Genomic DNA, 23735 nt, shown 5'->3' with positions numbered 1-23735 from the left:
GTAACCTCACAGTGAGTTACCAGCAACGCGGCGGAGCCGCGCATTGTTCCAGCGTCCGGGGAGCCTTATGTCCAGCGAATACGCAAAACAGCTCGGGGCCAAACTCCGCGCCATCCGCACCCAGCAGGGCCTCTCCCTCCACGGCGTGGAGGAGAAGTCGCAGGGCCGCTGGAAGGCCGTCGTGGTCGGTTCGTACGAGCGCGGTGACCGCGCCGTGACCGTGCAGCGACTCGCCGAGCTCGCGGACTTCTACGGGGTCCCGGTGCAGGAGCTCCTGCCCGGTACGACGCCCGGCGGAGCCGCCGAGCCGCCGCCGAAGCTCGTCCTGGACCTGGAGCGCCTCGCCCACGTCCCGCAGGAGAAGGCCGGACCGCTCCAGCGCTACGCCGCGACGATCCAGAGCCAGCGCGGTGACTACAACGGCAAGGTGCTCTCGATCCGCCAGGACGACCTGCGCACGCTGGCCGTGATCTACGACCAGTCGCCGTCCGTGCTCACGGAGCAGCTGATCAGCTGGGGTGTGCTCGACGCGGACGCGCGCCGTGCCGTCGCCCACGAGGAGGGCTGAGCCCCTCCCCCGAAGAAATGTGTCGCCGTGCCGACGCGGGCATCCCCTTCCCGGGTGTCCGGTCGGCACGGCTTTTTCGTCCCAGCGCGGCTCGTACGGCGGGCTCCCCCGGCTCGCGCCGACGGCTCCCCGACGGTCCGTCGGCCCGCCGGACGTCGTGGAGCCCGCGGCCGGTCCGACCGCGGGCTCCACGACCGCCGAAGAACGTCTCGCAGGGCTACTGCGCCCGGCGGAGGTTCGGCTTGAGGTCCTTGAAGCGGGCCAGCAGGCCGTTCACGAAGGACGGGGACTCGTCGGTGGAGAACTCCTTGGCGAGCTGGACCGCCTCGTCGATCACCACCGCGTCCGGGGTCTCGTCGACCCATATCAGCTCGTACGCGCCGAGCCGCAGGATGTTCCGGTCGACGACCGGCATGCGGTCGATCTCCCAGTCCACCGCGTAGGTCACGATGAGTTCGTCGATGCGGGCCGCGTGCCGCGCGTACCCCTCGACGAGCTCCATCGTGTACTCGGTGACCGGCGGCTGGCGGTGGTCGGTCCGCGCGTGCCGCACCCAGTCCGCGAGGACGGTCTGCACGGATGTGCCGCGCTGGTCGGCCTCGAAGAGGATCTGGAAGGCGCGCTTGCGGGCCTTGGTCCGGGCAGCCACGGTCAGCTGTTCACCCGGCCGAGGTAGTCGCCCGTGCGGGTGTCGACCTTGATCTTCTCACCCGTGGTGATGAAGAGCGGGACACCGATCTCGTAGCCGGTCTCCAGGGTGGCGGGCTTGGTGCCGCCGGTGGAGCGGTCGCCCTGGACGCCCGGCTCGGTGTGCTGGACGGTCAGTTCGACGGCTGCGGGCAGCTCGACGTAGAGCACCTCGCCCTCGTGCTGGGCGACGGTGGCGGTGAAGCCTTCGATCAGGTAGTTGGCGGCGTCGCCGACAGCCTTGCGGTCGACCATGAGCTGGTCGTACGTGTCCATGTCCATGAAGACGAAGTAGTCGCCGTCCATGTACGAGAACTGCATGTCGCTGCGGTCGATGGTGGCCGTCTCGACCTTCACGCCGGCGTTGAACGTCTTGTCGACGGTCTTGCCGGAGAGCACGTTCTTGAGCTTGGTGCGCACGAAGGCCGGGCCCTTGCCGGGCTTGACGTGCTGGAACTCGACGACGGACCAGAGCTGGCCTCCGTCGAGCTTGAGCACCAGGCCGTTCTTGAGGTCGTTCGTGGAAGCCACGGTTGCGGAATCTCCTGGACTGAAGCTGGTGGAACGACCGAGGAAACGCGTCAGAGCGCGAGCAGCTCCTTGGTCGTAATGGTGAGTAGCTCGGGTCCGCCGTCCGCCTCGGGGCGCACGACGAGCGTGTCATCGATCCGGACCCCGCCCCGGCCCGGGAGGTGGACCCCCGGTTCGACGGTGACCGGCACGCAAGCGTCCAGTTTACCCATGGCCGCGGGTGCCAGCTGCGGGTCCTCGTCGATTTCCAGTCCCACACCGTGCCCGGTGCAGGGCGCGAGGCTGCCGCCGTGGCCCGCCGAGTCCAGGAGACAGCGGGCCGCACGGTCCACGTCGCGGTAGGCGGTGCCGGGGACCAGGGCCTCCCGCCCGGCCCGCTGGGCGGCGAAGACCAGGTCGTACAGCTCGATCTGCCAGTCGGCCGGCGCCGTGCCGATCACGAACGTGCGGCCGATCTCGCAGCGGTAGCCGCGGTAGTTGGCACCGAGGCAGACGGAGAGGAAGTCCCCCTCCTCCACCCGCCGGTCCGTGGGGCGGTGGCGGCCCCGGCCGGAGTTGGGCCCGGTGGCCACGGAGGTGGGGAAGGCCGGGCCGTCGGCCCCGTGGTCCACCAGCCGGCGTTCGAGCTCCAGGGCGAGGTGCCGCTCGGTGCGGCCGACCAGGATGGATTCGAGGAGCTCGCCCAGGGCCTGGTCGGTGATCTCGGCGGCGATCCGCAGACACGCGATCTCCTCCTCGTCCTTGACCACCCGGAGCTGTTCGACGGTGGGGCCGAGATCGGCCAGCCGGACCCGCGGGACCACCGATCCCATGGCGCGGTGGCGCGCGACCGTCAGATGGTGCTCCTCGACGGCCAGGGACTCCGCGCCCGACGAGGCGGCCAGTTCGGCGGCGGCGACCACCGGATCCCCGTCGGCGGCCGACAGGGACGCCACCCGCAGCCGGTCGTCGGTCCGCCCGTCCCCGGGTTCACCGACCGCGTCGCGGGGGCGCAGCAGCACGTCCTCGCCGGGACCGAGCAGCAGCACGGCGCCGGGGGGCGCCCCGCCCGCGAGGTAGCGGACGTTGGCGGGACGGGAGACCAGCGCGGCCGCGGATCCGACGGCTGCGCACCGGTCGCGGAGCAGCCCGCGACGGACGGCGTACACGTCTGACATGTCACGAGCCTACGAGGACCGGCCCGGGCGTGCGCGGTCAGCGCGTCCGACCGGGGCCGCGGACGCCCCGTCCCCGGCCCGGGGACGGCGCCCGCGAGCGCCCTGCCCGGAGCGCCGTCCGGAGGCGGCTCACCGGCGGCTCACCAGGAGGGCGGGCTCGTTATGGAACGGGCGAGCACGTCGTCCAGGACCCGCGCGGTGGTCTCCACGTCGTACGTCGAGTTGTCGATGATCGGCAGGCCGGAGCCGTACCAGCCCGCCATCCGGCCGTGGATGCGGGCGACCTCCTCGTCGGAGAGGCGGCGGTTGCCGCTGCGGGCGGCGTTGCGCTCCAGCACGACCTCCAGGCCGGGCAGCAGGACGACGGGCAGCAGCCCCGGGCCGACATGGCGCTTCCAGCCACCGAGGCCGACGACGGGCCGGTCGGGGAAGACGGCGTCGTCCAGGATGCAGGAGATGCCGTTGGCGAGGAAGTTGCGGGCGGCGAAGCCGCAGGTGCGGCGGGCGAGGCGGTACTGCGCCTCGGAGTGCTCGTTCCACCCCGACTGCGGGTCGGCGAAGCCGGAGCAGACCCATTCACGGACGTCGTCGAGGCTGACGTGGGCCGTGGCGACGCGGCGGCGGCCGGCCCAGAGCCGGGCCACGGTGGTCTTGCCCGCCCCCGCCGGGCCGATCAGCAGGACGGCGAGCGTCGCGGTGCCGGTACCGGCACCGGCCGGCGGCGCGGGCAGCGGGACGGGCCCGCCGGGTGGCAGCGGGACGTGTCCGGTGACCTCCCGGGCGGGAGGTCCGGGGGCGTGCTGCCGGGCCGGGCCGCCCCAGCCCCCTCCGGTGGGGGCGGCGGGGGGCGGCGGGCCCGGGGGGCCGGGGTGGCCTGGGTGCCGTGCCTGGAGCGGACCGTTCGCCGGGCCCTGGAGCGGACCGTTCGCCGGGCCCTGGGGCGGTGGCAGCGGTGCCCCCACTGCGTGCTGCATCCGGTGCCACTCCGTCTCGTACAGGCGACTGGGACTGGGACGGCAACCGTACCGTCCCCGGCCGCCACAGGAGGAACGGACGGGGACGGCCGACAGTGCCCGGCCGGCCGCCGGATGTGCCGGTCCGTCAGCCGGTCGCCTCGTCCGCGAGGGCACGCAGGGCGAGGCGGTAGGAACCGATGCCGAATCCGGCCACGGTCCCGGTGGCGACCGCCGCGACCACGGAGGTGTGGCGGAATTCCTCCCGCGCGTACGGGTTCGAGATGTGCACCTCGATCAGCGGGGCGGTGCGCTGGGCCGCCGCGTCCCGCATCCCGTACGAGTAGTGGGTGAAGGCGCCCGGGTTGAGTACGACCGGGATCGAACCGTCGGCGGCCTCGTGGAGCCAGCGGATCAGCTCCCCCTCGTCGTTGGTCTCGCGGACCTCGACGTCCATGCCGAGCTCCTCGCCGACGGCCCGGCAGGTCTCGACGAGTCCTGCGTACGAGGTGGCCCCGTACACGTCGGGTTCGCGGGACCCGAGTCGGCCGAGGTTCGGCCCGTTGAGGACGAGGACCCGGCGGCTCACGCCGACACCTCCCCGTACGCGGCGAGCAGGACGGCCGGGTCGGGGCCCTCCAGCACGGTCGGCTTGCCGAGTCCGTCGAGAACGATGAAGCGCAGCAGGTCGCCGCGGGACTTCTTGTCGACCTTCATGGTCTCCAGCAGCCTGGGCCACTGGTCGCCGCGGTAGGTCAGGGGCAGTCCGACGGACTCCAGGACGGCGCGGTGCCGGTCGGCGGTGGCGTCGTCGAGACGTCCGGCCAGTCGACCCAGCTCGGCGGCGAAGACCATGCCGACCGAGACGGCCGCGCCGTGCCGCCACTTGTAGCGCTCGTTCTTCTCGATGGCGTGGGCCAGGGTGTGGCCGTAGTTGAGGATCTCGCGCCGTCCGGACTCCTTGAGATCGCCGGAGACGACCTCGGCCTTGACCCGGATGGAACGTTCGATCAGCTCGGCGGTGTGCGGTCCGGTGGGCGTACGGGCGCCCTCGGGGTCCGCCTCGATCAGGTCGAGGATCGCGGGGTCGGCGATGAAACCGGCCTTGATGATCTCGGCCAGGCCGCTGACGTAGTCGTGGACGGGCAGCGAGTCCAGGGCGGCGAGGTCGCACAGGACCCCGGCGGGCGGGTGGAAGGCGCCGACGAGGTTCTTGCCCTCGGCGGTGTTGATGCCCGTCTTGCCGCCGACCGCCGCGTCGACCATGGCGAGCACGGTCGTCGGGATCGCGATCCAGCGCACCCCGCGCAGCCAGGTCGCGGCGACGAATCCGGCCAGGTCCGTGGTGGCTCCGCCGCCGATGCCGACGATGACGTCGGAACGCGTGAAGTGGGACTGGCCCAGGGCCTTCCAGCAGTACGCGGCGACCTCGGCGGTCTTGGCCTCCTCCGCGTTGGGCACCTGGACGGCGATGGCCTCGTAGCCCTGCTCGGCGAGGTCCTGGCGGACCGCGTCACCGGTCTCGGCGAGCGCCTCGGGGTGCAGGACCGCGACGCGCCTGGCCCGGTCGCCGATGAGCGTGGGCAGGTCGCCGAGGAGCTGCCGGCCGATCAGCACGTCGTACGGGTCGGTGCCCGCGCTGCCCGCGACGTGGATGCGGGTCACTGCGTCCGTCATGTCTCCTTCTTCAACTCCATTGCGTCGAGGACCGCCTGGGCGACCTCGTCGGGGGTGCGGCCGTCGGTGGCGACGACCACCCGGGCGACCTCGGTGTACAGCGGGCGCCGGGCCTCCATCAGCTCCCGCCACTGCTTGCGCGGGTTGACGGCCAGCAGCGGGCGGGCGACGTTGAGGCCGGTGCGCCTTACCGCCTCCTCGACGTCCATCGAGAGGTAGACGACGGGCAGCGAGGACAGCAGTTCCCGCGTGCCCGCGTCGAGGACCGCGCCGCCGCCGAGGGCGAGGACGCCCTCGTGCTCGGCGACCGCGGTCCGTACGGCGGCCCGCTCCAGCTCACGGAAGCGGGGCTCGCCGTCGTCGACGAAGATGTCCGAGATCTCCCGGCCCTCGGCCGCCACGATGTCCGCGTCGGTGTCCCGGTAGGTGGTGCCGAGCCGTTCGGCGAGCAGCTCCCCGACGGTGGACTTGCCGACGCCCATCGGTCCGACGAGGACGATCAGCGGGCCGCTCATCGGATCCTCAGGTGGTCGAGGTACGAGCGCACGTTGCGGCGGGTCTCGGTGACGCTGTCGCCGCCGAACTTCTCCGCGACGGCGTCGGCCAGGACCAGGGCGACCATCGCCTCGGCGACGATGCCTGCGGCCGGGACGGCGCAGACGTCGGAGCGCTGGTGATGGGCCTTGGCGGCCTCGCCGGTGGCGACGTCGACGGTCGCGAGGGCGCGCGGCACCGTCGCGATGGGCTTCATCGCGGCGCGGACCCGCAGCGGCTCGCCGGTGCTCAGACCGCCCTCGGTGCCGCCCGAGCGGCCGGAGGCGCGCCTGATGCCGTCCTCGGTGACCAGGATCTCGTCGTGCGCCCGGGAGCCGGGGACGCGGGCCAGGTCGAAGCCGTCACCGACCTCGACGCCCTTGATGGCCTGAATGCCCATCAGTGCGGCGGCGAGCCGGGCGTCGAGGCGGCGGTCCCAGTGGACGTGCGAGCCGAGGCCGACGGGCACCCCGTACGCGAGCACCTCGACCACGCCGCCGAGGGTGTCGCCGTCCTTGTGGGCCTGGTCGATCTCCGCGACCATCGCCTCGCTCGCGTCGGGGTCCAGGCAGCGCACGGGGTCGGCGTCGAGCCGTTCGACGTCGGCCGGGGTCGGGAGGACGCCGCGGGGCGCCTTGGCGGCGGCCAGCTCGACCACGTGGCTGACGATCTCGATGCCGGCCGTCTCCTTGAGGTACGACCGGGCGACGGTGCCGAGCGCGACCCTGGCCGCGGTCTCCCGGGCGCTGGCGCGCTCCAGGATCGGCCGGGCCTCGTCGAAGTCGTACTTCTGCATGCCCGCGAGGTCGGCGTGGCCGGGGCGCGGGCGGGTGAGCGGGGCATTGCGGGCCAATTCGGCCAGCGCCTCGGCGTCGACCGGGTCGGCCGACATGACCTGCTCCCACTTGGGCCACTCGGTGTTGCCCACCATCACGGCGACCGGGGAGCCCAGAGTGAGGCCGTGGCGGACCCCGCCGAGGAACGTGACCTCGTCCTTCTCGAACTTCATCCGCGCCCCGCGGCCGTATCCGAGCCGCCGCCGCGCGAGCGCGTCCGCCACCATCCCAGTGGTGATCGGGACACCGGCGGGAAGACCCTCCAGCGTCGCCACGAGTGCGGGGCCGTGCGACTCCCCCGCGGTCAGCCAGCGCAACCTGCTCAACGGTGCTCCTCATGCTCGCGCCTCGAACTGCGACGGCGCGACCGGGTGCGCGGCCCTGGCCCGCCGCCCTCGATCCTCCCACGTCCGGGGGCGTGAACCGGCCGCCGGTCCAGCAGGCGGACGCCTCCCGGCGGCCGGAACACGAGGTCAGCGGGGAGCGAGCGCCGCTTCCCCGGCCTGTCGCATGGCGGCGAGGGGCGCGGGCGCACGGCCGGTCATCCGCTCGACCTGGAGCACCGCCTGGTGCACCAGGAGGTCGAGACCTCCGACGACTGGGCCGTTCCGGGCCGCCCACGAGGCGGCGAGTCCGGTCGGCCAAGGCTCGTACAGCACGTCGAAGAGCGTGCCCGGCCGCTCGGGCACGTCGCCGGTCAGCGCGTCGGTGGCACCGGCCGGGGTGGTGGCGACGACCAGGGGGGCGCACAGCGCCTCGGCGGCCCGTGACCAGTCGCGGGTCCGGACGTCGACACCGAGTCGTTCGCCCCAGCCGCGCATCTCCCGGCCGCGCTCCGCGCTGCGCACGTACGCCGTGACCGGTCCCGCGCAGATCTCGGACAGTGCGGCGAGCGCCGAGGACGCGGTCGCCCCGGCGCCGAGCACGGCGGCCGACTCGACCTTCTCGACGCCGCGTTCCCGCAGGGCGGCGATCATGCCGGGGATGTCGGTGTTGTCACCGGTCCGCCTCCCGTCCTCGGTGAACACGACCGTGTTGACGGCCTCCACCGACGAGGCGGTCTCGCTGACGGCGTCCAGCAGTGGGATGACCGCGCGCTTGAGCGGCATGGTCAGGGACAGCCCGGCCCATGAGGCGTCGAGGCCCGCCATGAAGGCGGGCAGGCGTACCTCGTCGACCTCGAAGCGGTCGTACGTCCAGTCGATGAGGCCGAGTTCGGCGTACGCGGCCCGGTGCAGGACCGGGGAGAGCGAGTGGGCGATGGGCGAGCCGAGAACGGCCGCGCGGTGGCGCCGGTCATCCGAGGCCATGAATTTCCTTGAATTTCTTGTTGAGCTTCTCGTGCTCGGCGGACGTCTTGGTGAACTGGGTCTTCTTGCCGTCGAGCGAGATGAAGAACATCCACCCGTCACCGGTGGGATTGAGCGTGGCGCGCAGGGCGTCAACGCCCGGATTGCTGATCGGCCCCGGTGGGAGACCCGCATGGTAATAGGTGTTGTAGGGGTCCGGATTGCTATGGATCTCGCTCGAACCGATCTTGATCTTGCTCTGGTTCGTGAGGTAGTTGAAAGCCGAGTCGAATTGGAGCTTACGATTCGTGGTCACGTTGTCCGGCTTCAAGCGGTTGTAGACGACCTCGCTCATCTTGCGGAAGTCGTCGTGCGTGAGGCCCTCCGCCTGGACCAGGCTCGCGACGGTGAGAACCTGCCAAGGGCCGTCGAGGTCGTGCTCCTTGGCCGTCTTCTCGAGGTCGAGCTTGTTGTATTCCTCGTTGGCCCGGGAGACCATCGTCCTGAGAACGGCTTCCGGTTTGGCCCCCTTGGCGACCGGATACGCGGACGGATAGAGGAATCCTTCCAGCGGATCCTTGATGTCCTTGTCGCTGGCGGCCCACTCGGGCAGACCGAGAGCGGACGCCTTGGACACGGCGACTCCCTTGGTCGTCCCCTTTTCCAGACCCAGCCGTTTGTCGATCATCTCGTAGACGCGGATATTGCGAGTGCCCTCGGGGATGACCAGCAGATTCTGGTTCTTCGGGTCGACCAGCATCTTGACGGCCTCGGCCGCGGACATCTTCTCGTGGAGCAGATAGACCCCGGCCTGGATCTGTCCGCCCTTGGGGTTCTCCTTCTGAGCGGCGACGAACGCGTCGACGCTCTTGACGACACCCTTCTCCTTCAGGATGTTGCCGATGTCGTAGCCGTAGAGGCCCTTCGTGATCTCGATCTCGACCTGGCCGGTGCCCTGTCCGGAGTAGTCCGGCGGCGCGCCGAACTTGTCCTGCCAGAACGAATAGCCGAGATACCCGACCCCGCCGAGGCCGCCGACCAGGACCACCGCGACACCCAGACAGGCGTAGCCGTTGCGGCTCTTCTTCTTGCCCTTGCCCTTGCCCCGGCGCTCCCCGCCGCCGCGTGCGGCCCGGCGCGAGGCGGGCGGGTCGTCGTGCTCGTCGTCCTCGTCGCCGTGGTCGTCCTTGCCGCCCGGGGCGTCGGCGCCGGTGAAGAAGGGGTGGGTCTCCTCCGGTTCGGTCTCCGGGTCCCAGTCGGGGTTCTTCGCGGGAGCCGGTCCGGAAGCGGTGTCACGGCCGGACGGCGGCTGCGGCGGCGGGTAGGCGTCCTGCGTGCCGTACTGGTCGGGCATCTCGCCCTGGCCCGCCGGCCGACCGCCGTACGGGTCGGCCGCGTGGGCGTCGTACGGCGCGGCCGGCTGCTGCCCCGGGTCCCAGCCGCCGTTGTGGTAGGCGGGCTGCTGGGGCTGCTGCGGCTGCTGCTGCGCGTACGGATCGTGCGGGGTTCCGTACGCGGGCTGCTGGTGGTACTGCTGCCCGTACGGATCGGACGCCTGCGGGTGCTGCGCGTACGGGTCCTGCGACTGCTGCGCGTAGCCGCCCTGGCCGTACGGGTCCTGGTGGTACGCGTCCTGGTGGTACGGATCCTGCGCATAGGGGTCCTGGGGATGGGGCTGCTGCCCGCCGCCGTACTGGCCCTGGCCGTGGGAGGACTGCTGTCCCCCCCATCCCTGGTCCCCGTACAAGGGGTCCTCGGGATGCCACGGTTCGGAGCCGGGGCCCCGGCCATACTCAGTCATCGATCCCCTAGAGCCGCGAGGCGACGTTCCGCCTCTTCGCTGTGCGGTGCTTGTTCGAACACCGCCGCATCGCGCGGAACGTTACCGTATCGCGATCAGCCCTCCGCCTCGACGCCTTCACCGGGTGCTCTGCCCGACGCCCGTTCGGACTCGAGGGCGTTCTGGAGGATCACCACGGCCGCAGCCTGGTCGATGACGGAGCGGCCCTTCTTCGACTTCACGCCCGAGGCACGCAGTCCCTGACTGGCCGTCACCGTCGTCATCCGCTCGTCGACCAGCCGCACCGGAAGGGGTGACACCGAGCGGGCCATCTCCCGTGCGAAGGCCCGGATCTTGGCGGCCGCGGGCCCTTCGCCACCGCCGAGGGAGCGCGGCAGACCGATGATGATCTCGATCGGCTCGTACTCCTCGACGATCTGCCTCAGCCGCCGGTGGGCCGCCGGGACGTCACGCCCCGGCACGGTCTCCACCGGTGTGGCGAGGATCCCGTCGGGGTCGCACGAGGCGACCCCGATCCGGGCGTCCCCGACATCGATCGCGAGACGGCGGCCCCGGCGCATCCCCGTCGCTCCCGTCACGTCCGCGATCATGCCGTCTCGGTGACGAGGCGTTCGACCGCGGCCACGGCCTCGCCGATGGCCTCGGGGTTCTGGCCGCCGCCCTGCGCGACGTCCGGCTTGCCGCCGCCACCGCCGCCCAGGGTCTTGGCGGCCGTGCGGACCAGGTCGCCGGCCTTGAGACCGCGCTCGCGGGCGGCCTCGTTGGTGGCGATCACGGTCAGCGGGCGCCCGTTCGCCGTGGTGAACAGGGCCACGACGGCCGGGCGTCCGCCCCGGATGCGCCCGCGCACGTCGAGGACCAGCTTGCGCAGATCGTCGGCGGAGGCGCCGTCCGGGACCTGCCCGGTGACGAGGGCGACGCCCCGTACGTCCCTGGCGGACTCGACGAGCCCGGCGGCGGCCTGGAGGACCTTCTCCGCGCGGAACTTCTCGATCTCCTTCTCGGCGTCCTTCAGCTTGCCGAGCATTCCGGCGATCTTCTCCGGAAGCTCCTCGGGACGGCCCTTGACCAGCTCCTGGAGCTGGGCGACGACCGTGTGCTCCCGGGCCAGGAAGTTGTACGCGTCGACACCGACGAGGGCCTCGATGCGGCGCACGCCGGAACCGATGGACGATTCGCCGAGCAGCTTCACCAGGCCGAGCTGGGCGGTGTTGTGGACGTGCGTGCCGCCGCACAGCTCCTTGGAGAAGTCGCCGATGGTGACGACCCGGACCTGCTCGCCGTACTTCTCGCCGAACTCGGCGATGGCACCCTGCTTCTTGGCCTCGTCGATCGGCATGACCTCGGCGTGGACGTCGAGTTCGCGGGCGAGGACCTCGTTGATCTTCTGCTCGACGTCGGTGAGGACCGTTCCCGGCACGGCGGACGGCGAACCGAAGTCGAAGCGGAAGCGGCCCGGCGAGTTCTCCGAACCGGCCTGGGCGGCCGTCGGGCCCAGCGCGTCGCGCAGCGCCTGGTGCGTGAGGTGGGTGGCGCTGTGGGCGCGGGCGATGGCACGGCGGCGGGTGGTGTCGATGACGGCGTACGCGGAGGCGCCCACCGTGACCTCGCCGACCTGGACCGACCCCTTGTGCACGGAGACGCCGGGGACGGGCTGCTGGACGTCGCGAACCTGGATGACGGCCCCGCTGTCCAGCCGGATCCGGCCCTGGTCGGCGAGCTGGCCGCCGCCCTCGGCGTAGAACGGGGTGCGGTCGAGGACGACCTCGACCTCGTCGCCCTCGGAGGCGGCGGGCGAGGGCACGCCGTCGACGAGCAGGCCGACGACGGTCGACTCGCCCTCGGTGGCGGTGTAGCCGGTGAACTCGGTGGTGCCGGAGTCGTCCGCGACCGCGCGGTAGGCGGACAGGTCGGCGTGACCGGTCTTCTTGGCCTTGGCGTCGGCCTTGGCCCGCTCCCGCTGCTCCTTCATCAGGCGGCGGAAGCCGTCCTCGTCCACGGACAGGCCCTGTTCGGCGGCCATCTCCAGGGTGAGGTCGATCGGGAAGCCCCAGGTGTCGTGGAGCAGGAACGCCTTCTCGCCGGGCAGGACCCTGCCGCCCGCGGCCTTGGTCTCGGTGACGGCGGTGTCGAGGATGTTGGTGCCGCCCTTGAGGGCCTTGAGGAAGGCGGCCTCCTCGGCGAGGGCGACGCTCTCGATGCGCTTGCGGTCGGTGGCCAGCTCCGGGTACTGCTGCCCCATCGTGTCGACCACGACGTCGACCAGGTCCTTGACGACCGGCCCGGTGGCGCCCAGCAGCCGCATGTTGCGGATGGCGCGGCGCATGATGCGGCGCAGCACGTAGCCACGGCCCTCGTTGCCGGGGGTGACGCCGTCGCCGATGAGCATCACGGAGGTGCGGACGTGGTCGGCGACCACGCGCAGCGAGACGTCGCTGCCGTGGGCCCGGCCGTAGGCGACGCCGGTGAGCTCGGTGGCCTTGTCGATGACGACCTTGAGCGTGTCCGTCTCGTACATGTTCTGCACGCCCTGCAGGATCATGGCGAGGCGTTCCAGGCCGAGGCCCGTGTCGATGTTCTTCGACGGCAGGTCGCCGAGGATCGGGAAGTCCTCCTTGCCGTCACCGGCCCCGCGCTCGTACTGCATGAAGACCAGGTTCCAGATCTCCACGTAGCGCTCGTCGTTGACGGCCGGACCGCCCTCGGCGCCGAACTCGGGGCCGCGGTCGTAGTTGATCTCGGAGCAGGGACCGCAGGGTCCGGGAACGCCCATGGACCAGAAGTTGTCCTTCTTGCCCAGGCGCTGGATGCGCTCGGCCGGCACGCCGATCTTGTCGCGCCAGATCTGCTCGGCCTCGTCGTCGTCGAGGTAGACCGTGATCCACAGCCGCTCGGGGTCGAGGCCGTAGCCGCCGTCCGCCACGGAGCCGGTGAGCAGCTCCCAGGCGAGCGTGATGGCGCCTTCCTTGAAGTAGTCCCCGAAGGAGAAGTTGCCGCACATCTGGAAGAACGTGCCGTGCCGGGTGGTCTTGCCGACCTCCTCGATGTCCGGCGTGCGGACGCACTTCTGCACGCTGGTGACGCGCGGGGCGGGCGGCTTGACCTCGCCGAGGAAGTACGGCTTGAAGGGCACCATGCCCGCGGGGACCAGCAGCAGAGTCGGGTCGTCCGCGATGAGCGACGCCGAAGGGACGACGGTGTGACCGCGCTCCTCGAAGAAGCTCAGCCAGCGGCGACGAATTTCAGCCGACTCCATCAGTGGTCCTCATTCCGGTTGTACGGGTTGTAGGTGTACGAGTTGCGGGGAGGCGTACGGCGGTCGCCGGCCGCGAGGGCCCTGTCCGGCCCGACGGGCTCGGCCGCCTCGACGACGGCGAAGCGGGGCCGCGCGGGCAGCTCGGGGTCGACCGGCGCCTCCAGCCCCAGGGCCTCGCCCAGTTCGGCCTCGCGCCGCACCATCGACTCACGGACGTCCAGGGCGAAGTCCTTGATCCGGTGGCCGGTCTCGATGGCCCGGTCCGCGGCCTGCGCCGCGAGGCTCTCCGGGGTCAGCTGCCTGAGCTTGCGGTTGACCTTGGTGGTGGCCCAGACACCGGCGGCTGCGCCGGCGGTGAACCAGAACGTGCGGCGGAACATCGCTGCGTCAGTCCTTCGGTCCGCGGGGGTTTCTGCCGGTGCGCCTCCCACCGCGCACGGGGGGCACGGTACGGCCGACGATCACCGTGCGCCGGGCCGCCCGGCGGGGGGGTTCCTGTTCGGCACCGGTCCGGCGGCCGATGGCCTGCCGGACCCCGTACCCGAACGCGGCGACCTTGACGAGCGGGCCGCCGAAGGTCGAGGCGACGGTGGTGGAGAGCGCCGAGGCGTTCGAGGTGACTTCCTGGACGTCCGTCGCGATCGCGTCGACCCGGTCGAGCTGGGTCTGCGCGGAGCGCACGGTCGCGGAGGCGTCCGCGAGCAGCGGGACGGCCTGGTCGGTCACGTCCGCCACGAGTTTGGTGGTCGCCCTGAGCGTCTGGGCCAGCCTCACCAGTACGACGGCGAGGAACGAAACCAGGATCGCCCAGAAGACGGCCACCAGGATCCCGGCCACCTCTCCACCGGACACTGTGTGCACCGCTCTCTGGATAGTCGCTGTCTCTGTGCTGTCTCTGCTCGGTACCGACGCCCTCCGCCGCGGACAGCGGGACGTCGTCTACCGAGCCTATCGCGCCGGTGGTCGCGTCCCGTACCGCATTCTCTGCGGACAGGTATGCGATCCCATCAGGTGATTGTACGGAGAGCACTCGGACAAGTACTGTGCGTGTTTCATGCGACGCCCTCAACTCCCCCACGACTCGAGCGCCCCCACCGCCGCCGGCAATCTCCCGGCGGAACTCAGTGGATTCGTGGGGCGGGAGGACGAACTGGCCTCCCTCGGCCGCGTGATGGACCGGGCGCGGCTGGTCACCGTCGTCGGCGTCGGCGGAGTGGGCAAGACCCGCTGCGCGCTCAAGATCGCGAGGCAGCTGGAGAAACGGTACTGCGGTCATGTCCGGATGGTGGAGCTGTCCGCCGTCCACGATCCCGAACTGCTGGACCACACCGTGGTCGACGCCCTCGGCCTCACCGACCACACCGGCAGGCCGCCCCGCACGATCCTCCACGAACACCTCGCCGAGCACCGGCTCCTCCTGGTGGTCGACGGCTTCGAGCATCTCGTGGACGCCTGCGCCGACCTGGTGGGCGAGCTGCTGCGCCGGCATCCGCGGCTGCGGGTGCTGGCCGCCGGGCGGCTTCCGCTGGACGTGGACGGCGAGCACGTCTTCCCGCTCGCGCCGATGACGGACGAGGACGCGATACGGCTGTTCGCCGAGCGCGCCGCCGCGGTCCGGCCGGAGTTCCGGCTGACCGAGGAGAACCGGGCGGCCGTACGGGAGCTGTGCCGCCGTCTGGACGGGATCCCGCTCGCCCTGGAACTCGCCGCGGGACGGCTGCCCGTCCTGTCCACCGAGCAGGTGCTGCAACGCCTGGCCGACCGGTTCCGGCTGCTGACCGGCTCCAGTCGCAGCGCGCTGCCCCGGCACCAGACGCTCCGCACGGCCATCGGCTGGAGCCACGAGCTCTGCACTCCGGAGCAGCGTCTGCTGTGGGCTCGCCTCTCGGTCTTCGCCGGGCAGTTCGACCTGGAGGCGGTCGAGTACATCTGCGGAGGCACCGGTCTGCCGGGCGACGCGGTGCTCGACGCGCTCTCCGGGCTGCTCGCGCGGTCGGTCGTGGTGCGCGAGGAGGCGGCGGTCGGCAGCCGGTACCGGATGCTGGACACGATGCGCGAGTACGGCGCCGAGTGGCTGGTGGCCACCGGCGAAACGGACCGGTTGCGCCGCCGCCACCGCGACTGGTTCCTGGGGCTCGCCACCTGGTGCGAGCTGGACTGGTTCGGCCCCCGGCAGAGCCAGGTGGCCGCTCGGGCGGAGAGCGAACTGCCGAATCTGCGGCAGGCGATGGAGTGTTCGCTGGAGATCCCGGGCGAGGAGCACCTCGCGCAGTACCTGGCGGGCACGCTCTGGTTCCTCTGGGTGGGCTGCGGGCGCCTCTCGGAGGGCAGACGCTGGCTGGACCACGTGCTGGAGGAGGAGACGCCGTACGACCCCTCGCGGCTGAAGGCGCTGTGGGTGCTCGGGCACGTGGCCGTGGTGCAGGGCGACCCGATCGGCGCGATCGCCGCGCTCCAGGAGTGCCAGGAGGAGGCGGACCGGGCCGACGACGCCACGGCGCTGGCGTACGCGGTGCACCGACTGGGGTGCCTGGCACTGGTCACGGACGACATGGCCAGGGCGCGGGAACTGCTGACCGAGGCCATCGGCCGCTACCGGGAGCTCGGCGAACTGAACAGCAACGTGCTGATGGCGCGGATCGAGCTCGCGATGGCGGTCGGGTTCCACGGGGACGTCGACGCCGCGGTGGAGATCTGCGAGGAGGTCAGGGAGATCTGCGAGGACCACGGGGAGCGGTGGGCCCTCTCGTACGCCCTGTACGTCCTGGCCTACGCCGCCCTGCAGGAGGGTCGGCCGGCACGGGCCCGGGAGCTGCTCAGGGAGTCCCTGACCATCGGGCACACCTTCCACGACCTGCTGGTCTCGGTGCTCGTCCTGGAACTGCTGGCCCTGGTCACGGCGGTCGAGGGCGACGCGGCGGAGGCCGCGCTGCTCCAGGGGGCCGCCGACCGGATCTGGGCATCGGTGGGGCCGCCCCTGTTCGGCTCGGCGTACTTCGGCCATCCGCGGGTCCGGTGCGAGAAGCTGGCGCGGCGGGAGCTGGGCGACGGCCCGTACGAGGCCGGGCTGCGCGCGGGTGGCGCGCTGGATCCGGACGCGGTGGTGGCGCGGGTGCTGACGGACGGGGCCGACGAGGAGCCGCAGGGTCCCGGCCGTCCCCGCGGACCGGTGCTCGGCCCCGGGAAAGCACTCGGGCCCGCACCGTCCCCCAGGACGGGGGCGGTCGGGCCCGAGCACGAACCGTGAGCGGCTACGCCTGGATCAGCGGGCGTAGTACTCGACGACGAGCTGCTCGTCGCAGATGACGGGGATTTCCTTGCGGTTCGGGTCCCGGTCGAGGCGGAAGGCCAGGGCCTTCAGGTTCACCTGCAGGTAGCGCGGGGTCTCGCCGTCCGTGGCGTAGCCACCCTCGCGGGCCACCTGGAAGGGGTACTTGTCGCGGCTGCGCTCGCGGACCGTCACGACCTGGTCGGGGCGGACGCGGTAGGACGGCTTGTCGACCTTGCGGCCGTCGACCTCGATGTGGCCGTGCACGACCATCTGACGGGCCTGGTAGATGGTGCGGGCGAGGCCCGAACGCAGCACCAGGGCGTCGAGACGGCGCTCCAGCTCGACGACGAGCGCCTCGCCCGTCTTGCCCTCGGCCTTCTTGGCGCGGTCGTAGGCACGCACCATCTGGCGCTCGCTGATGTCGTACTGCGCGCGCAGACGCTGCTTCTCCAGCAGACGGACCTTGTAGTCCGAGTTCTGCTTGCGGCCACGGCCGTGCTCGCCCGGCGGGTAGGGGCGGGCCTCGAAGTACTTGACAGCCTTCGGCGTCAGCGCGATGCCGAGGGCGCGGCTCTTCTTGACCTTGGGACGCGACTGGTTAGGCACGTTCTCCAGACCTCCGTTGTAGGTTAGGTTAGGCTCACCTTAGTTGAGGAGATCGCATGTCTCGCCCGGGGAACACCAGTCACATCACGGACAGCACTGACAATCTCGACACCTCACCGGGTGCCGACATGACGGAGGACCGATCAGATCGTGGTCAGCCGCGTCCCAGCGGGCCAGAAATCACTCGGATGCCGTCAGCAGCCGAGCGCACACGAACTCTCGTACAGAATACCTGCTCGGCGGTACTGCTCGTGCCCGGGCTGCGCAGTGCCGACTGGGACGGGCTGGTGACGTCCACCAGGAGCGTGGGGCCCGAAGGCGACCTGTTCCTCGAACTGCCCACGGCCTCCCCCGTCGTGCGGGCCGCGATGCACGCCGAGGACGACGGGCTGGTCGCGGTGCTGGAGATCACGGACGTCGCCCCGGTCTCCGTGCCGCACCGCGTCCGGGCCCACGCCCGGGTCTCGGGATGGCTCACCACCGTGCCCGGACTGTCGGGCCCCGGCCGGACGACGCTGCGGCTGGAGACGGGCGAGGCGTACGTCGACGACTTGTGGAGCGCCGAGGCGGTGGAGCCCGACGCCTTCCGGGACGCGGTGCCCGATCCGCTCGCCGGTCACGAGACGGAGCTGCTCCAGCATCTGCACGCGGCCCACGGGGAGCAGCTGGGCACGCTGTGCTCGTTGCTGGGCGGGCGGACGTCCCGTCGCCGCGCGGCACACCGGCCCTCCGTCGTGCCGCTGGCACTGGACCGGTTCGGGCTGCGGGTACGCGTGCGCGAGGACCGCGACCGGTGCTTCGACGCGCGCTTCGAGTTCCCCGAGCCGGTGCGTGACGTCGTCGAGCTGCGGCACGCCATGCGCACGCTCTTCGAGGCGGCGGCGCGTTGAGACGGGTCGCGCCCCTCCCGGGGACGGGCCCCGGAAGGCTCGCGCCCCACTGATACGGGCGGAGACCCGACCCGGCCCGCAGCGCTCAGTCGCCGGACCGCGCCGCCTCGTCGTCGGGACCGGGCCGGCCGAGCCGCTCGCGCACCCGTTCCACCACGTCCGCGTAACGCGCCTCCGCGCCGTAGCGCGTGGGGCGGTAGTACCGCCGGTCACGGACGGCGTCCGGCGCGTACTGCTGGGCGGCGATGCCGCCAGGGACGTCGTGCGGGTACACATAGCCCTGGGCATGGCCCAGCTTGGCGGCTCCCTTGTAGTGGCCGTCGCGCAGATGGGCCGGTACGGAGCCCGCGAGGCCCTTGCGCACGTCCTCCTGCGCGGCGAAGATCGCGAGCGTCGCCGCGTTGGACTTGGGCGCCAGGGCCAGGGCGATCGTGGCGTGGCTCAGGGTGAGCGCGGCCTCCGGGAATCCGATCATGGCGACCGCCTGCGCCGCCGCGACGGCGGTGGGCAGCGCCGTGGGATCGGCGAGGCCGATGTCCTCGCTTGCGGAGATCATCAGCCGCCGGGCGATGAACCGGGGGTCCTCCCCCGCCTCGATCATCCGGGCCAGATAGTGCAGGGCGGCGTCGACGTCGGAGCCGCGGATGGACTTGATGAGCGCGCTCGCCACGTCGTAGTGCTGGTCGCCGTCCCGGTCGTAGGTGACGGCGGCGCGATCGACGGTCTCCTCCAGGGTGCGGAGGGTGATCTCCTTCTCCTGCTTGTCCAGGGCCGCGCCGGCCGCCGCCTCCAGCGCGGTGAGCGCCCGGCGGGCGTCGCCGCCCGCGATGCGGAGCAGATGCTCCTCGGCGTCGCCCGGCAGACTCACCGCGCCCCTCAGTCCGCGCTCGTCGCTGAGGGCTCGGCGGAGCAGACCGCGCAGGTCGTCGTCCGTGAGCGGTTCCAGGGTGAGGAGCAGCGAGCGCGACAGGAGCGGCGAGATGACGGAGAAGTAGGGGTTCTCCGTGGTCGCGGCGATCAGCGTCACCCAGCGGTTCTCCACGGCGGGGAGCAGCGAGTCCTGTTGGGCCTTGGAGAAGCGGTGGATCTCGTCGAGGAAGAGGACGGTCTCCTTGCCGTAGCCACCGGTGGCGCGGCGGGCGCCGTCGATGACGGCCCGCACCTCCTTGACGCCCGCGGTGATCGCGGAGAGTTCGACGAAGCGCTTGTTGGTGGCCTTGCTGACCACGTAGGCCAGCGTCGTCTTCCCGATGCCGGGCGGGCCCCACAGGAGCACGGAGGACGGGCCCGCCGGGCCGCCGTTCCGCTCGCCTACGAGACGGCGCAGTGGCGAGCCCGGCTTGAGCAGATGCTGCTGTCCGACGACCTCGTCGAGAGTACGGGGGCGCATCCGGACAGCGAGGGGGCTGCTGGACGGGTCGTTCTCCTGGCGTTCCTCGGCGGCTGCGGTAAAGAGGTCGGGCTCCACGTACTGAAGCCTATGTCACGGCACCGACACCCCTGCCGGGCCGGCCGCCCGGCGGGGCCCGCCGCACGGGCCGACGGGTCAGCTCGTCCAGAAGTCCCACCAGCGGGTCAGGACCATCATGCCGATGATGCCGATCCACAGGACCGGCGGCACCCAGTGGAACTCCGTCAGTCCCTTGCGCAGCCAGTTCGGCGCGGGGATGATCCGGTGCTCGATGTTGTGCTTGGTGACGTAGCAGAACATGACGATGGTGGCGACCCAGGCCAGGCAGCACCACAGGCAGAGCGAGTTGATGCGGTACAGCGACTGGTACTGGAGCCAGGTGCAGAAGCCGACGCCGAACAGCGTTCCGGCGTTCATCCCCAGCCAGTACCAGCTGCGGAAGCGGGCGCCCGAGAGGAGCGCCAGGCCGATGCCCATGATCACCGGGTAGGCGGCCAGGCCGAGCATCGGGTTCGGGAACCCGAAAGCGGACGCCTGCTCGCTCTGCATGATGTTGCCGCAGGCGACGACCGGGTTGAGGCTGCACCCCGGCGTGAAGTTCGGGTCCTCCAGCAGCTTGAACTTGTCGATCGTGATGATCCAGGCCGCGAGGAGCCCGGCGGCGCCCGTGATCACCAGCAGCAGCGCGAACGCCCGGCCGGCGCCGAAGGACCTCTCCGCCTCCTTCCCGTCCTGGTCGGAGGAGGGGCGGTCAACCGCTGCAGTCGTCATATCGCCGTTTCCATCAGTGAGTGGCCTGCTGGGCACGGTCATTGTGCCGCACCCCTCCAGCGCTCATCCGTTCGATGGACATAAACATGTCTGGCGGATGCACGCGGAGCGAGTGCGTGACATGGGGTCGCGGGCCGTCCGGGACCGGCGCGGGGGCGAGGAGAGGAGGGACCACCCACAGGGACATCGCCCCGGCCCGACCGTCCCGACCTGCGGATCCGGCGGGACGGGACCGCCCGGACGGATCGGGCCGGACGGTTTCCGGAGCGGGCCGGGGACGCGCGCCCCGCCGGTACGCCGCCGCGGCGGGCGACGCCCACCGACATTGACCGGAACGGATGCGACCCCGTGCCCACCCGCCAGGAATCGCTCGACCGGGTGAATTTTCCACCCAATGAATTAACGGCATATCCGGGAATCGACGGCATATCCGACCGGGTCCGCAGGATGCCGGTGCGGTGACCGGCAGTGTCCGCGGCGCGGCGAACACTGCCGGGAGAGGCTCCGGGGACCGTCCGCGGTCAAGCCAGGCGCTCGCGCACCGCCCCGGCCACGTCCGCCAGCGCGACCGCCGTCTGCTCGCCGGACTCCATGTCCTTGAGCTGGACGACGCCCTCGGCCAGATCGCGTTCGCCCGCGACGATCGTGAGCCGTGCCCCCGACCGGTTCGCGCTCTTCATGGCGCCCTTGAGGCCGCGGTTGCCGTAGGCGAAGTCCGTCGCGACGCCCTCGCGGCGCAGCTGCGTGACGATCCCGAAGAGCACCCGCCGGGCCTCCTCGCCCAGCGGCACCGCGAAGACGCTGGTGGTCGCCGGGAGTTCGAGCTCGATGCCCTCGGCCTCCAGGGCGAGCACCGTGCGGTCCACGCCGAGGGCCCAGCCGACCGACGGGAGCGCCGGGCCGCCGATCATCTCGGACAGGCCGTCGTAGCGGCCGCCGCCCCCCACCGCGGACTGCGAACCGAGTCCGTCGTGGACGAACTCGAACGTGGTGCGGGTGTAGTAGTCGAGCCCGCGGACGAGCTTCTCGTCGTCCTCGAACGCCACCCCCGCCGCGGAGAGCAGGTCGCGGACCTCCTCGTGGTACGCCTTGCAGGCGTCGCAGAGGTAGTCGCGCAGCACCGGCACGCCGGCCAGCTGCTTCTGGACCTCGGGCCGCTTGTCGTCGAGGACCCGGAGCGGGTTGATCTCGATGCGGCGGCGGGTGTCCTCGTCCAGGTCGAGCCCGCGCAGGAAGCTCTGGAGCGCGTCCCGGTAGACGGGGCGGCACTCCCGGTCGCCCAGCGAGTTGAGCAGGATACGGAAGTTCCGCAGGCCCAGCGTGCGGTACGCCTGGTCGGCCAGGATGATCAGCTCGGCGTCCAGCGCCGGGTCCTCGGCACCGATCGCCTCGGCACCCACCTGGGAGAAGTGCCTGTAGCGGCCCTTCTGCGGGCGCTCGTAGCGGTAGTACGAGCCGGAGTACCACAGCTTCACGGGGAGGTTGCCCGCCTTGTGGAGGTTAACCTCCAGCGCGGCGCGCAGCACGGAGGCGGTGCCCTCGGGGCGCAGCGCCAGCTGGGAGCCGCCCTTGGTGGTGAGGGTGTACATCTCCTTGGTCACGATGTCGGTGGACTCACCGACTCCGCGCGAGAAGAGGGCGACGTCCTCGAAGCCGGGCGTCTCGATGTATCCGTAGCCGGAGTTCTTCAGGGGTGCGGCGATCGCCTCGCGCACGGCGAGGTACTTCGCGGAATCGGGCGGGATCAGGTCGTACGTGCCCTTGGGGGCCTTGAAGGTGCTCACGGTCTTTACTCTCGTCACATTCCTCGTCGGGGCGCGTCCATCCCGTGCAGATACGGGTTCGTGGCGCGCTCGCGGCCGATGGTCGTCTGGGGGCCGTGACCCGACAGCACCACGGTCGAGTCGTCGAGCGGCAGGCACACACGGGCCAGCGACTCGAGCAGCTCGGCGTGGTCGCCACCGGGCAGGTCGGTGCGTCCGACGGAGCCGGCGAAGATCAGGTCGCCCGAGAAGAGGATCTGCGGAACGTCCGCGGCCTCGGGCATCCGATACGTCACCGACCCCTTGGTATGGCCGGGCGCGTGCGCGACGTGGAACTCCAGACCGGCCAGCTTCAGCGGCACACCGTCGCTCAGCTCCTTGACGTCGTCCGGCTCCCCCACCGTCAGCTCACCCATGAGCGGCATGCCGATGGAGCGGCCGAGGGCCTTCTCCGGGTCGCTCATCATGTACCGGTCCTCGGGGTGGATCCAGGCGGGGATGTCGTGCGCGCCGCACACCGGGACGACCGAGGCGACGTGATCGATGTGTCCGTGGGTCAGGACGACGGCGACGGGCTTCAGCCGATGCTTCTTCAGCGCCTCCTCGACCCCGGCCGCGGCCCGATGGCCCGGATCGATGATCACGCACTCCTCGCCTGCGGCCGGGGCGACCAGATAACAGTTGGTCCCCCAGGCCCCTGCGGGGAACCCGGCAATGAGCACGATCGTCCTTACTGGTCGTCCGACGGCGGATTCGCGACTGACGAAGGTCGCGGCAGTTCAGAGCCTACCGGCGCTCCTCATCACACAGCCAACCCAGATACGGTACGGGCAATCCAGGCCCCACAAACGACCTACAAGGAGATCACCCGGTGGTCAGCAACGATCAGCGGCGGCGGCAGCTCGCCAGGGAGAAGTTCGAGCGGCAGCAGCGGCGCCGGGAGGAGGCCCGCCGCCGGTCGAAGCGGCTGACCATCGCCGTCTCGGCCGCGGTGGCCGTGGTGGCGGTCGGCGGGGTGGGCACGTACCTCGCCCTCGACGGCGACGACAAGAAGGACAAGAGCGACGCGGCCGCCAGCGCCTCCCCCTCGCCGTCGACGAGCGAGAGCGCCGAGCCCGAGCCCGCGATGGCGATCGACAAGAAGGCGAAGTACACGATGTCGCTCAAGACCGGAGCGGGCGACATCGCGTTCACCATGGAGGCGGCGAAGACCCCGCACACCACGAACTCGTTCAAGGCGCTCGCCGACAAGGGCTTCTTCGACGGCACGAAGTGTCACCGGCTGACCACGCAGGGCATCTTCGTGCTGCAGTGCGGCGACCCCAAGGGCGACGGCACGGGCGGCCCCGGCTACACGATCCCGGACGAGAACCTGACGGCGCTGGGCAAGGCGGGCGCCGACGGCACGGTGACCTATCCGGCGGGCACGGTGGCGATGGCCAACACCGGGCAGCCGCACACCGGAGGCAGCCAGTTCTTCCTGGTGTACAAGGACAGCAAGCTGCCGCCGAGCTACACCCCGTTCGGCACCATGGACGCCGCCTCGCTGAAGACCGTGGAGAAGGTGGGGGCGGCGGGAGTGGCCGGTGGTGCGGGCGGCGACGGTGCGCCGAAGACGGCCGTGGACATCTCGAAGGCCGCCGTCGACAAGTCGTGAGGCGACCGGGCGACCGGCCCGGGCCGTCCGGTGGCGACGACCTCGGTGGGAGCGGATTATTTTCGGCCCCGCCGAGT

23 protein-coding genes are annotated in these 23735 nt (G+C 71.4%); 4 read left to right on the top strand and 19 right to left on the bottom strand.

The annotated features are described in order from the left end of the window. Positions 1-67: 67 nt before the first annotated feature. Entirely contained in the window at positions 68-568 is a 501-nt protein-coding gene (gene bldD / locus ACFYY6_RS13465; RefSeq protein WP_030355502.1) for a transcriptional regulator BldD, read from the top strand. A 217-nt stretch (positions 569-785) separates the two neighbouring features. Here bldD and nusB read toward each other — a convergent pair whose 3' ends face one another. The 14 genes from nusB to ACFYY6_RS13395 all read right to left on the bottom strand — a co-directional run bounded on the left by nusB (position 786) and on the right by ACFYY6_RS13395 (position 14126). Then, the gene (gene nusB, locus ACFYY6_RS13460) at positions 786-1217 is read right to left on the bottom strand and encodes a transcription antitermination factor NusB (protein WP_389193104.1); all 432 of its coding nucleotides are present in this window, start codon (positions 1215-1217) and stop codon (positions 786-788) included. A gap of 2 nt (positions 1218-1219) precedes the next feature. Further along, complete coding sequence (gene efp, locus ACFYY6_RS13455; RefSeq protein WP_073787608.1) at positions 1220-1786, bottom strand: elongation factor P; 567 nt, start codon at positions 1784-1786, stop codon at positions 1220-1222. 50 nt (positions 1787-1836) lie between these two features. Then, complete coding sequence (locus tag ACFYY6_RS13450) at positions 1837-2943, bottom strand: aminopeptidase P family protein (RefSeq protein ID WP_351517237.1); 1107 nt, start codon at positions 2941-2943, stop codon at positions 1837-1839. Between the two features lie 140 nt (positions 2944-3083). Continuing rightward, positions 3084-3917 carry a Pro-rich N-terminal domain-containing protein gene (locus ACFYY6_RS13445; protein WP_386607416.1) on the bottom strand — a complete coding sequence of 278 codons (834 nt, stop codon included), beginning with the start codon at positions 3915-3917 and terminating at the stop codon, positions 3084-3086. A 127-nt stretch (positions 3918-4044) separates the two neighbouring features. Next, on the bottom strand, positions 4045-4485 hold the full coding sequence (aroQ, locus tag ACFYY6_RS13440) for a type II 3-dehydroquinate dehydratase (protein WP_351517240.1): 441 nt from the start codon (positions 4483-4485) through the stop codon (positions 4045-4047). Next, positions 4482-5573 (bottom strand): 3-dehydroquinate synthase, encoded by a 1092-nt coding sequence (aroB, locus tag ACFYY6_RS13435; RefSeq protein WP_351517241.1) that lies wholly within the window; start codon positions 5571-5573, stop codon positions 4482-4484. The genes aroQ and aroB overlap by 4 nt, the downstream gene beginning before the upstream one ends. Beyond that, positions 5570-6088, bottom strand: a complete 519-nt coding sequence (locus ACFYY6_RS13430; protein ID WP_351517242.1) for a shikimate kinase — start codon at positions 6086-6088, stop codon at positions 5570-5572. The genes aroB and ACFYY6_RS13430 overlap by 4 nt, the downstream gene beginning before the upstream one ends. After that, positions 6085-7269 (bottom strand): chorismate synthase, encoded by a 1185-nt coding sequence (gene aroC / locus ACFYY6_RS13425; protein ID WP_389193100.1) that lies wholly within the window; start codon positions 7267-7269, stop codon positions 6085-6087. The genes ACFYY6_RS13430 and aroC overlap by 4 nt, the downstream gene beginning before the upstream one ends. Positions 7270-7416: 147 nt before the next feature. After that, a complete protein-coding gene (locus tag ACFYY6_RS13420; protein ID WP_351631441.1) occupies positions 7417-8253 on the bottom strand; it encodes a shikimate dehydrogenase in 837 nt (278 codons plus the stop codon). Then, positions 8240-10033 carry an endolytic transglycosylase MltG gene (mltG, locus tag ACFYY6_RS13415; RefSeq protein ID WP_389193097.1) on the bottom strand — a complete coding sequence of 598 codons (1794 nt, stop codon included), beginning with the start codon at positions 10031-10033 and terminating at the stop codon, positions 8240-8242. The genes ACFYY6_RS13420 and mltG overlap by 14 nt, the downstream gene beginning before the upstream one ends. 95 nt (positions 10034-10128) lie before the next feature. Further along, positions 10129-10593, bottom strand: coding sequence for a Holliday junction resolvase RuvX (ruvX, locus tag ACFYY6_RS13410; protein ID WP_360114716.1), 465 nt, complete (start codon positions 10591-10593; stop codon positions 10129-10131). 26 nt (positions 10594-10619) lie between these two features. Beyond that, complete coding sequence (alaS, locus tag ACFYY6_RS13405) at positions 10620-13289, bottom strand: alanine--tRNA ligase (protein ID WP_389193094.1); 2670 nt, start codon at positions 13287-13289, stop codon at positions 10620-10622. Further along, the gene (locus tag ACFYY6_RS13400) at positions 13289-13669 is read right to left on the bottom strand and encodes a hypothetical protein (RefSeq protein WP_351631447.1); all 381 of its coding nucleotides are present in this window, start codon (positions 13667-13669) and stop codon (positions 13289-13291) included. Before ACFYY6_RS13400 ends, alaS begins: the two co-directional genes overlap by 1 nt. Before the next feature lie 7 nt (positions 13670-13676). Beyond that, positions 13677-14126, bottom strand: coding sequence for a DUF948 domain-containing protein (locus ACFYY6_RS13395; protein ID WP_351517313.1), 450 nt, complete (start codon positions 14124-14126; stop codon positions 13677-13679). Between the two features lie 217 nt (positions 14127-14343). Between ACFYY6_RS13395 and ACFYY6_RS13390 the strand changes: the two genes are divergently transcribed. Continuing rightward, on the top strand, positions 14344-16536 hold the full coding sequence (locus ACFYY6_RS13390) for an ATP-binding protein (protein WP_388650048.1): 2193 nt from the start codon (positions 14344-14346) through the stop codon (positions 16534-16536). Between the two features lie 15 nt (positions 16537-16551). Here the strand turns inward: ACFYY6_RS13390 and rpsD are convergent, their stop codons facing one another. Then, on the bottom strand, positions 16552-17166 hold the full coding sequence (gene rpsD / locus ACFYY6_RS13385) for a 30S ribosomal protein S4 (protein ID WP_351517253.1): 615 nt from the start codon (positions 17164-17166) through the stop codon (positions 16552-16554). 188 nt (positions 17167-17354) lie between these two features. Here rpsD and ACFYY6_RS13380 point away from each other — a divergent pair, with 188 nt between their 5' ends. Further along, positions 17355-18056 (top strand): DUF2470 domain-containing protein, encoded by a 702-nt coding sequence (locus tag ACFYY6_RS13380; protein ID WP_389193091.1) that lies wholly within the window; start codon positions 17355-17357, stop codon positions 18054-18056. 85 nt (positions 18057-18141) lie between these two features. Here ACFYY6_RS13380 and ACFYY6_RS13375 read toward each other — a convergent pair whose 3' ends face one another. The 4 genes from ACFYY6_RS13375 to ACFYY6_RS13360 form a co-directional block, all read right to left on the bottom strand. Continuing rightward, positions 18142-19524, bottom strand: a complete 1383-nt coding sequence (locus tag ACFYY6_RS13375) for a replication-associated recombination protein A (RefSeq protein WP_360114601.1) — start codon at positions 19522-19524, stop codon at positions 18142-18144. Between the two features lie 78 nt (positions 19525-19602). Continuing rightward, entirely contained in the window at positions 19603-20238 is a 636-nt protein-coding gene (locus ACFYY6_RS13370) for a vitamin K epoxide reductase family protein (RefSeq protein ID WP_351517257.1), read from the bottom strand. 521 nt (positions 20239-20759) lie between these two features. Further along, positions 20760-22022, bottom strand: coding sequence for a histidine--tRNA ligase (gene hisS, locus ACFYY6_RS13365; RefSeq protein ID WP_389193087.1), 1263 nt, complete (start codon positions 22020-22022; stop codon positions 20760-20762). 14 nt (positions 22023-22036) lie between these two features. Continuing rightward, the gene (locus ACFYY6_RS13360) at positions 22037-22723 is read right to left on the bottom strand and encodes an MBL fold metallo-hydrolase (protein WP_351631460.1); all 687 of its coding nucleotides are present in this window, start codon (positions 22721-22723) and stop codon (positions 22037-22039) included. 149 nt (positions 22724-22872) lie between these two features. On the opposite strand from ACFYY6_RS13360, the gene ACFYY6_RS13355 reads away from it, so the two are divergent. After that, the gene (locus ACFYY6_RS13355; RefSeq protein ID WP_351517261.1) at positions 22873-23658 is read left to right on the top strand and encodes a peptidylprolyl isomerase; all 786 of its coding nucleotides are present in this window, start codon (positions 22873-22875) and stop codon (positions 23656-23658) included. Positions 23659-23735: the final 77 nt, after the last annotated feature.

Origin of the sequence: Streptomyces sp. NPDC001750 (genome assembly GCF_042892615.1) — a bacterium.
Lineage (GTDB): Bacteria > Actinomycetota > Actinomycetes > Streptomycetales > Streptomycetaceae > Streptomyces.
This window is presented reverse-complemented; position numbering and strand designations above follow the sequence as displayed.

What these genes read in the sequence shown, in the direction of transcription:
- bldD (WP_030355502.1), top strand. Translation starts at nt 68, where the DNA reads ATGTCCAGCGAATACGCAAAACAGCTCGGGGCCAAACTCCGCGCCATC.
- ACFYY6_RS13450 (WP_351517237.1), bottom strand. Translation starts at nt 2,943, where the DNA reads ATGTCAGACGTGTACGCCGTCCGTCGCGGGCTGCTCCGCGACCGGTGC.
- ACFYY6_RS13445 (WP_386607416.1), bottom strand. Translation starts at nt 3,917, where the DNA reads ATGCAGCACGCAGTGGGGGCACCGCTGCCACCGCCCCAGGGCCCGGCG.
- aroB (WP_351517241.1), bottom strand. Translation starts at nt 5,573, where the DNA reads ATGACGGACGCAGTGACCCGCATCCACGTCGCGGGCAGCGCGGGCACC.
- ACFYY6_RS13430 (WP_351517242.1), bottom strand. Translation starts at nt 6,088, where the DNA reads ATGAGCGGCCCGCTGATCGTCCTCGTCGGACCGATGGGCGTCGGCAAG.
- ACFYY6_RS13420 (WP_351631441.1), bottom strand. Translation starts at nt 8,253, where the DNA reads ATGGCCTCGGATGACCGGCGCCACCGCGCGGCCGTTCTCGGCTCGCCC.
- mltG (WP_389193097.1), bottom strand. Translation starts at nt 10,033, where the DNA reads ATGACTGAGTATGGCCGGGGCCCCGGCTCCGAACCGTGGCATCCCGAG.
- ruvX (WP_360114716.1), bottom strand. Translation starts at nt 10,593, where the DNA reads ATGCGCCGGGGCCGCCGTCTCGCGATCGATGTCGGGGACGCCCGGATC.
- alaS (WP_389193094.1), bottom strand. Translation starts at nt 13,289, where the DNA reads ATGGAGTCGGCTGAAATTCGTCGCCGCTGGCTGAGCTTCTTCGAGGAG.
- ACFYY6_RS13400 (WP_351631447.1), bottom strand. Translation starts at nt 13,669, where the DNA reads ATGTTCCGCCGCACGTTCTGGTTCACCGCCGGCGCAGCCGCCGGTGTC.
- ACFYY6_RS13390 (WP_388650048.1), top strand. Translation starts at nt 14,344, where the DNA reads ATGCGACGCCCTCAACTCCCCCACGACTCGAGCGCCCCCACCGCCGCC.
- ACFYY6_RS13380 (WP_389193091.1), top strand. Translation starts at nt 17,355, where the DNA reads ATGCCGTCAGCAGCCGAGCGCACACGAACTCTCGTACAGAATACCTGC.
- ACFYY6_RS13370 (WP_351517257.1), bottom strand. Translation starts at nt 20,238, where the DNA reads ATGACGACTGCAGCGGTTGACCGCCCCTCCTCCGACCAGGACGGGAAG.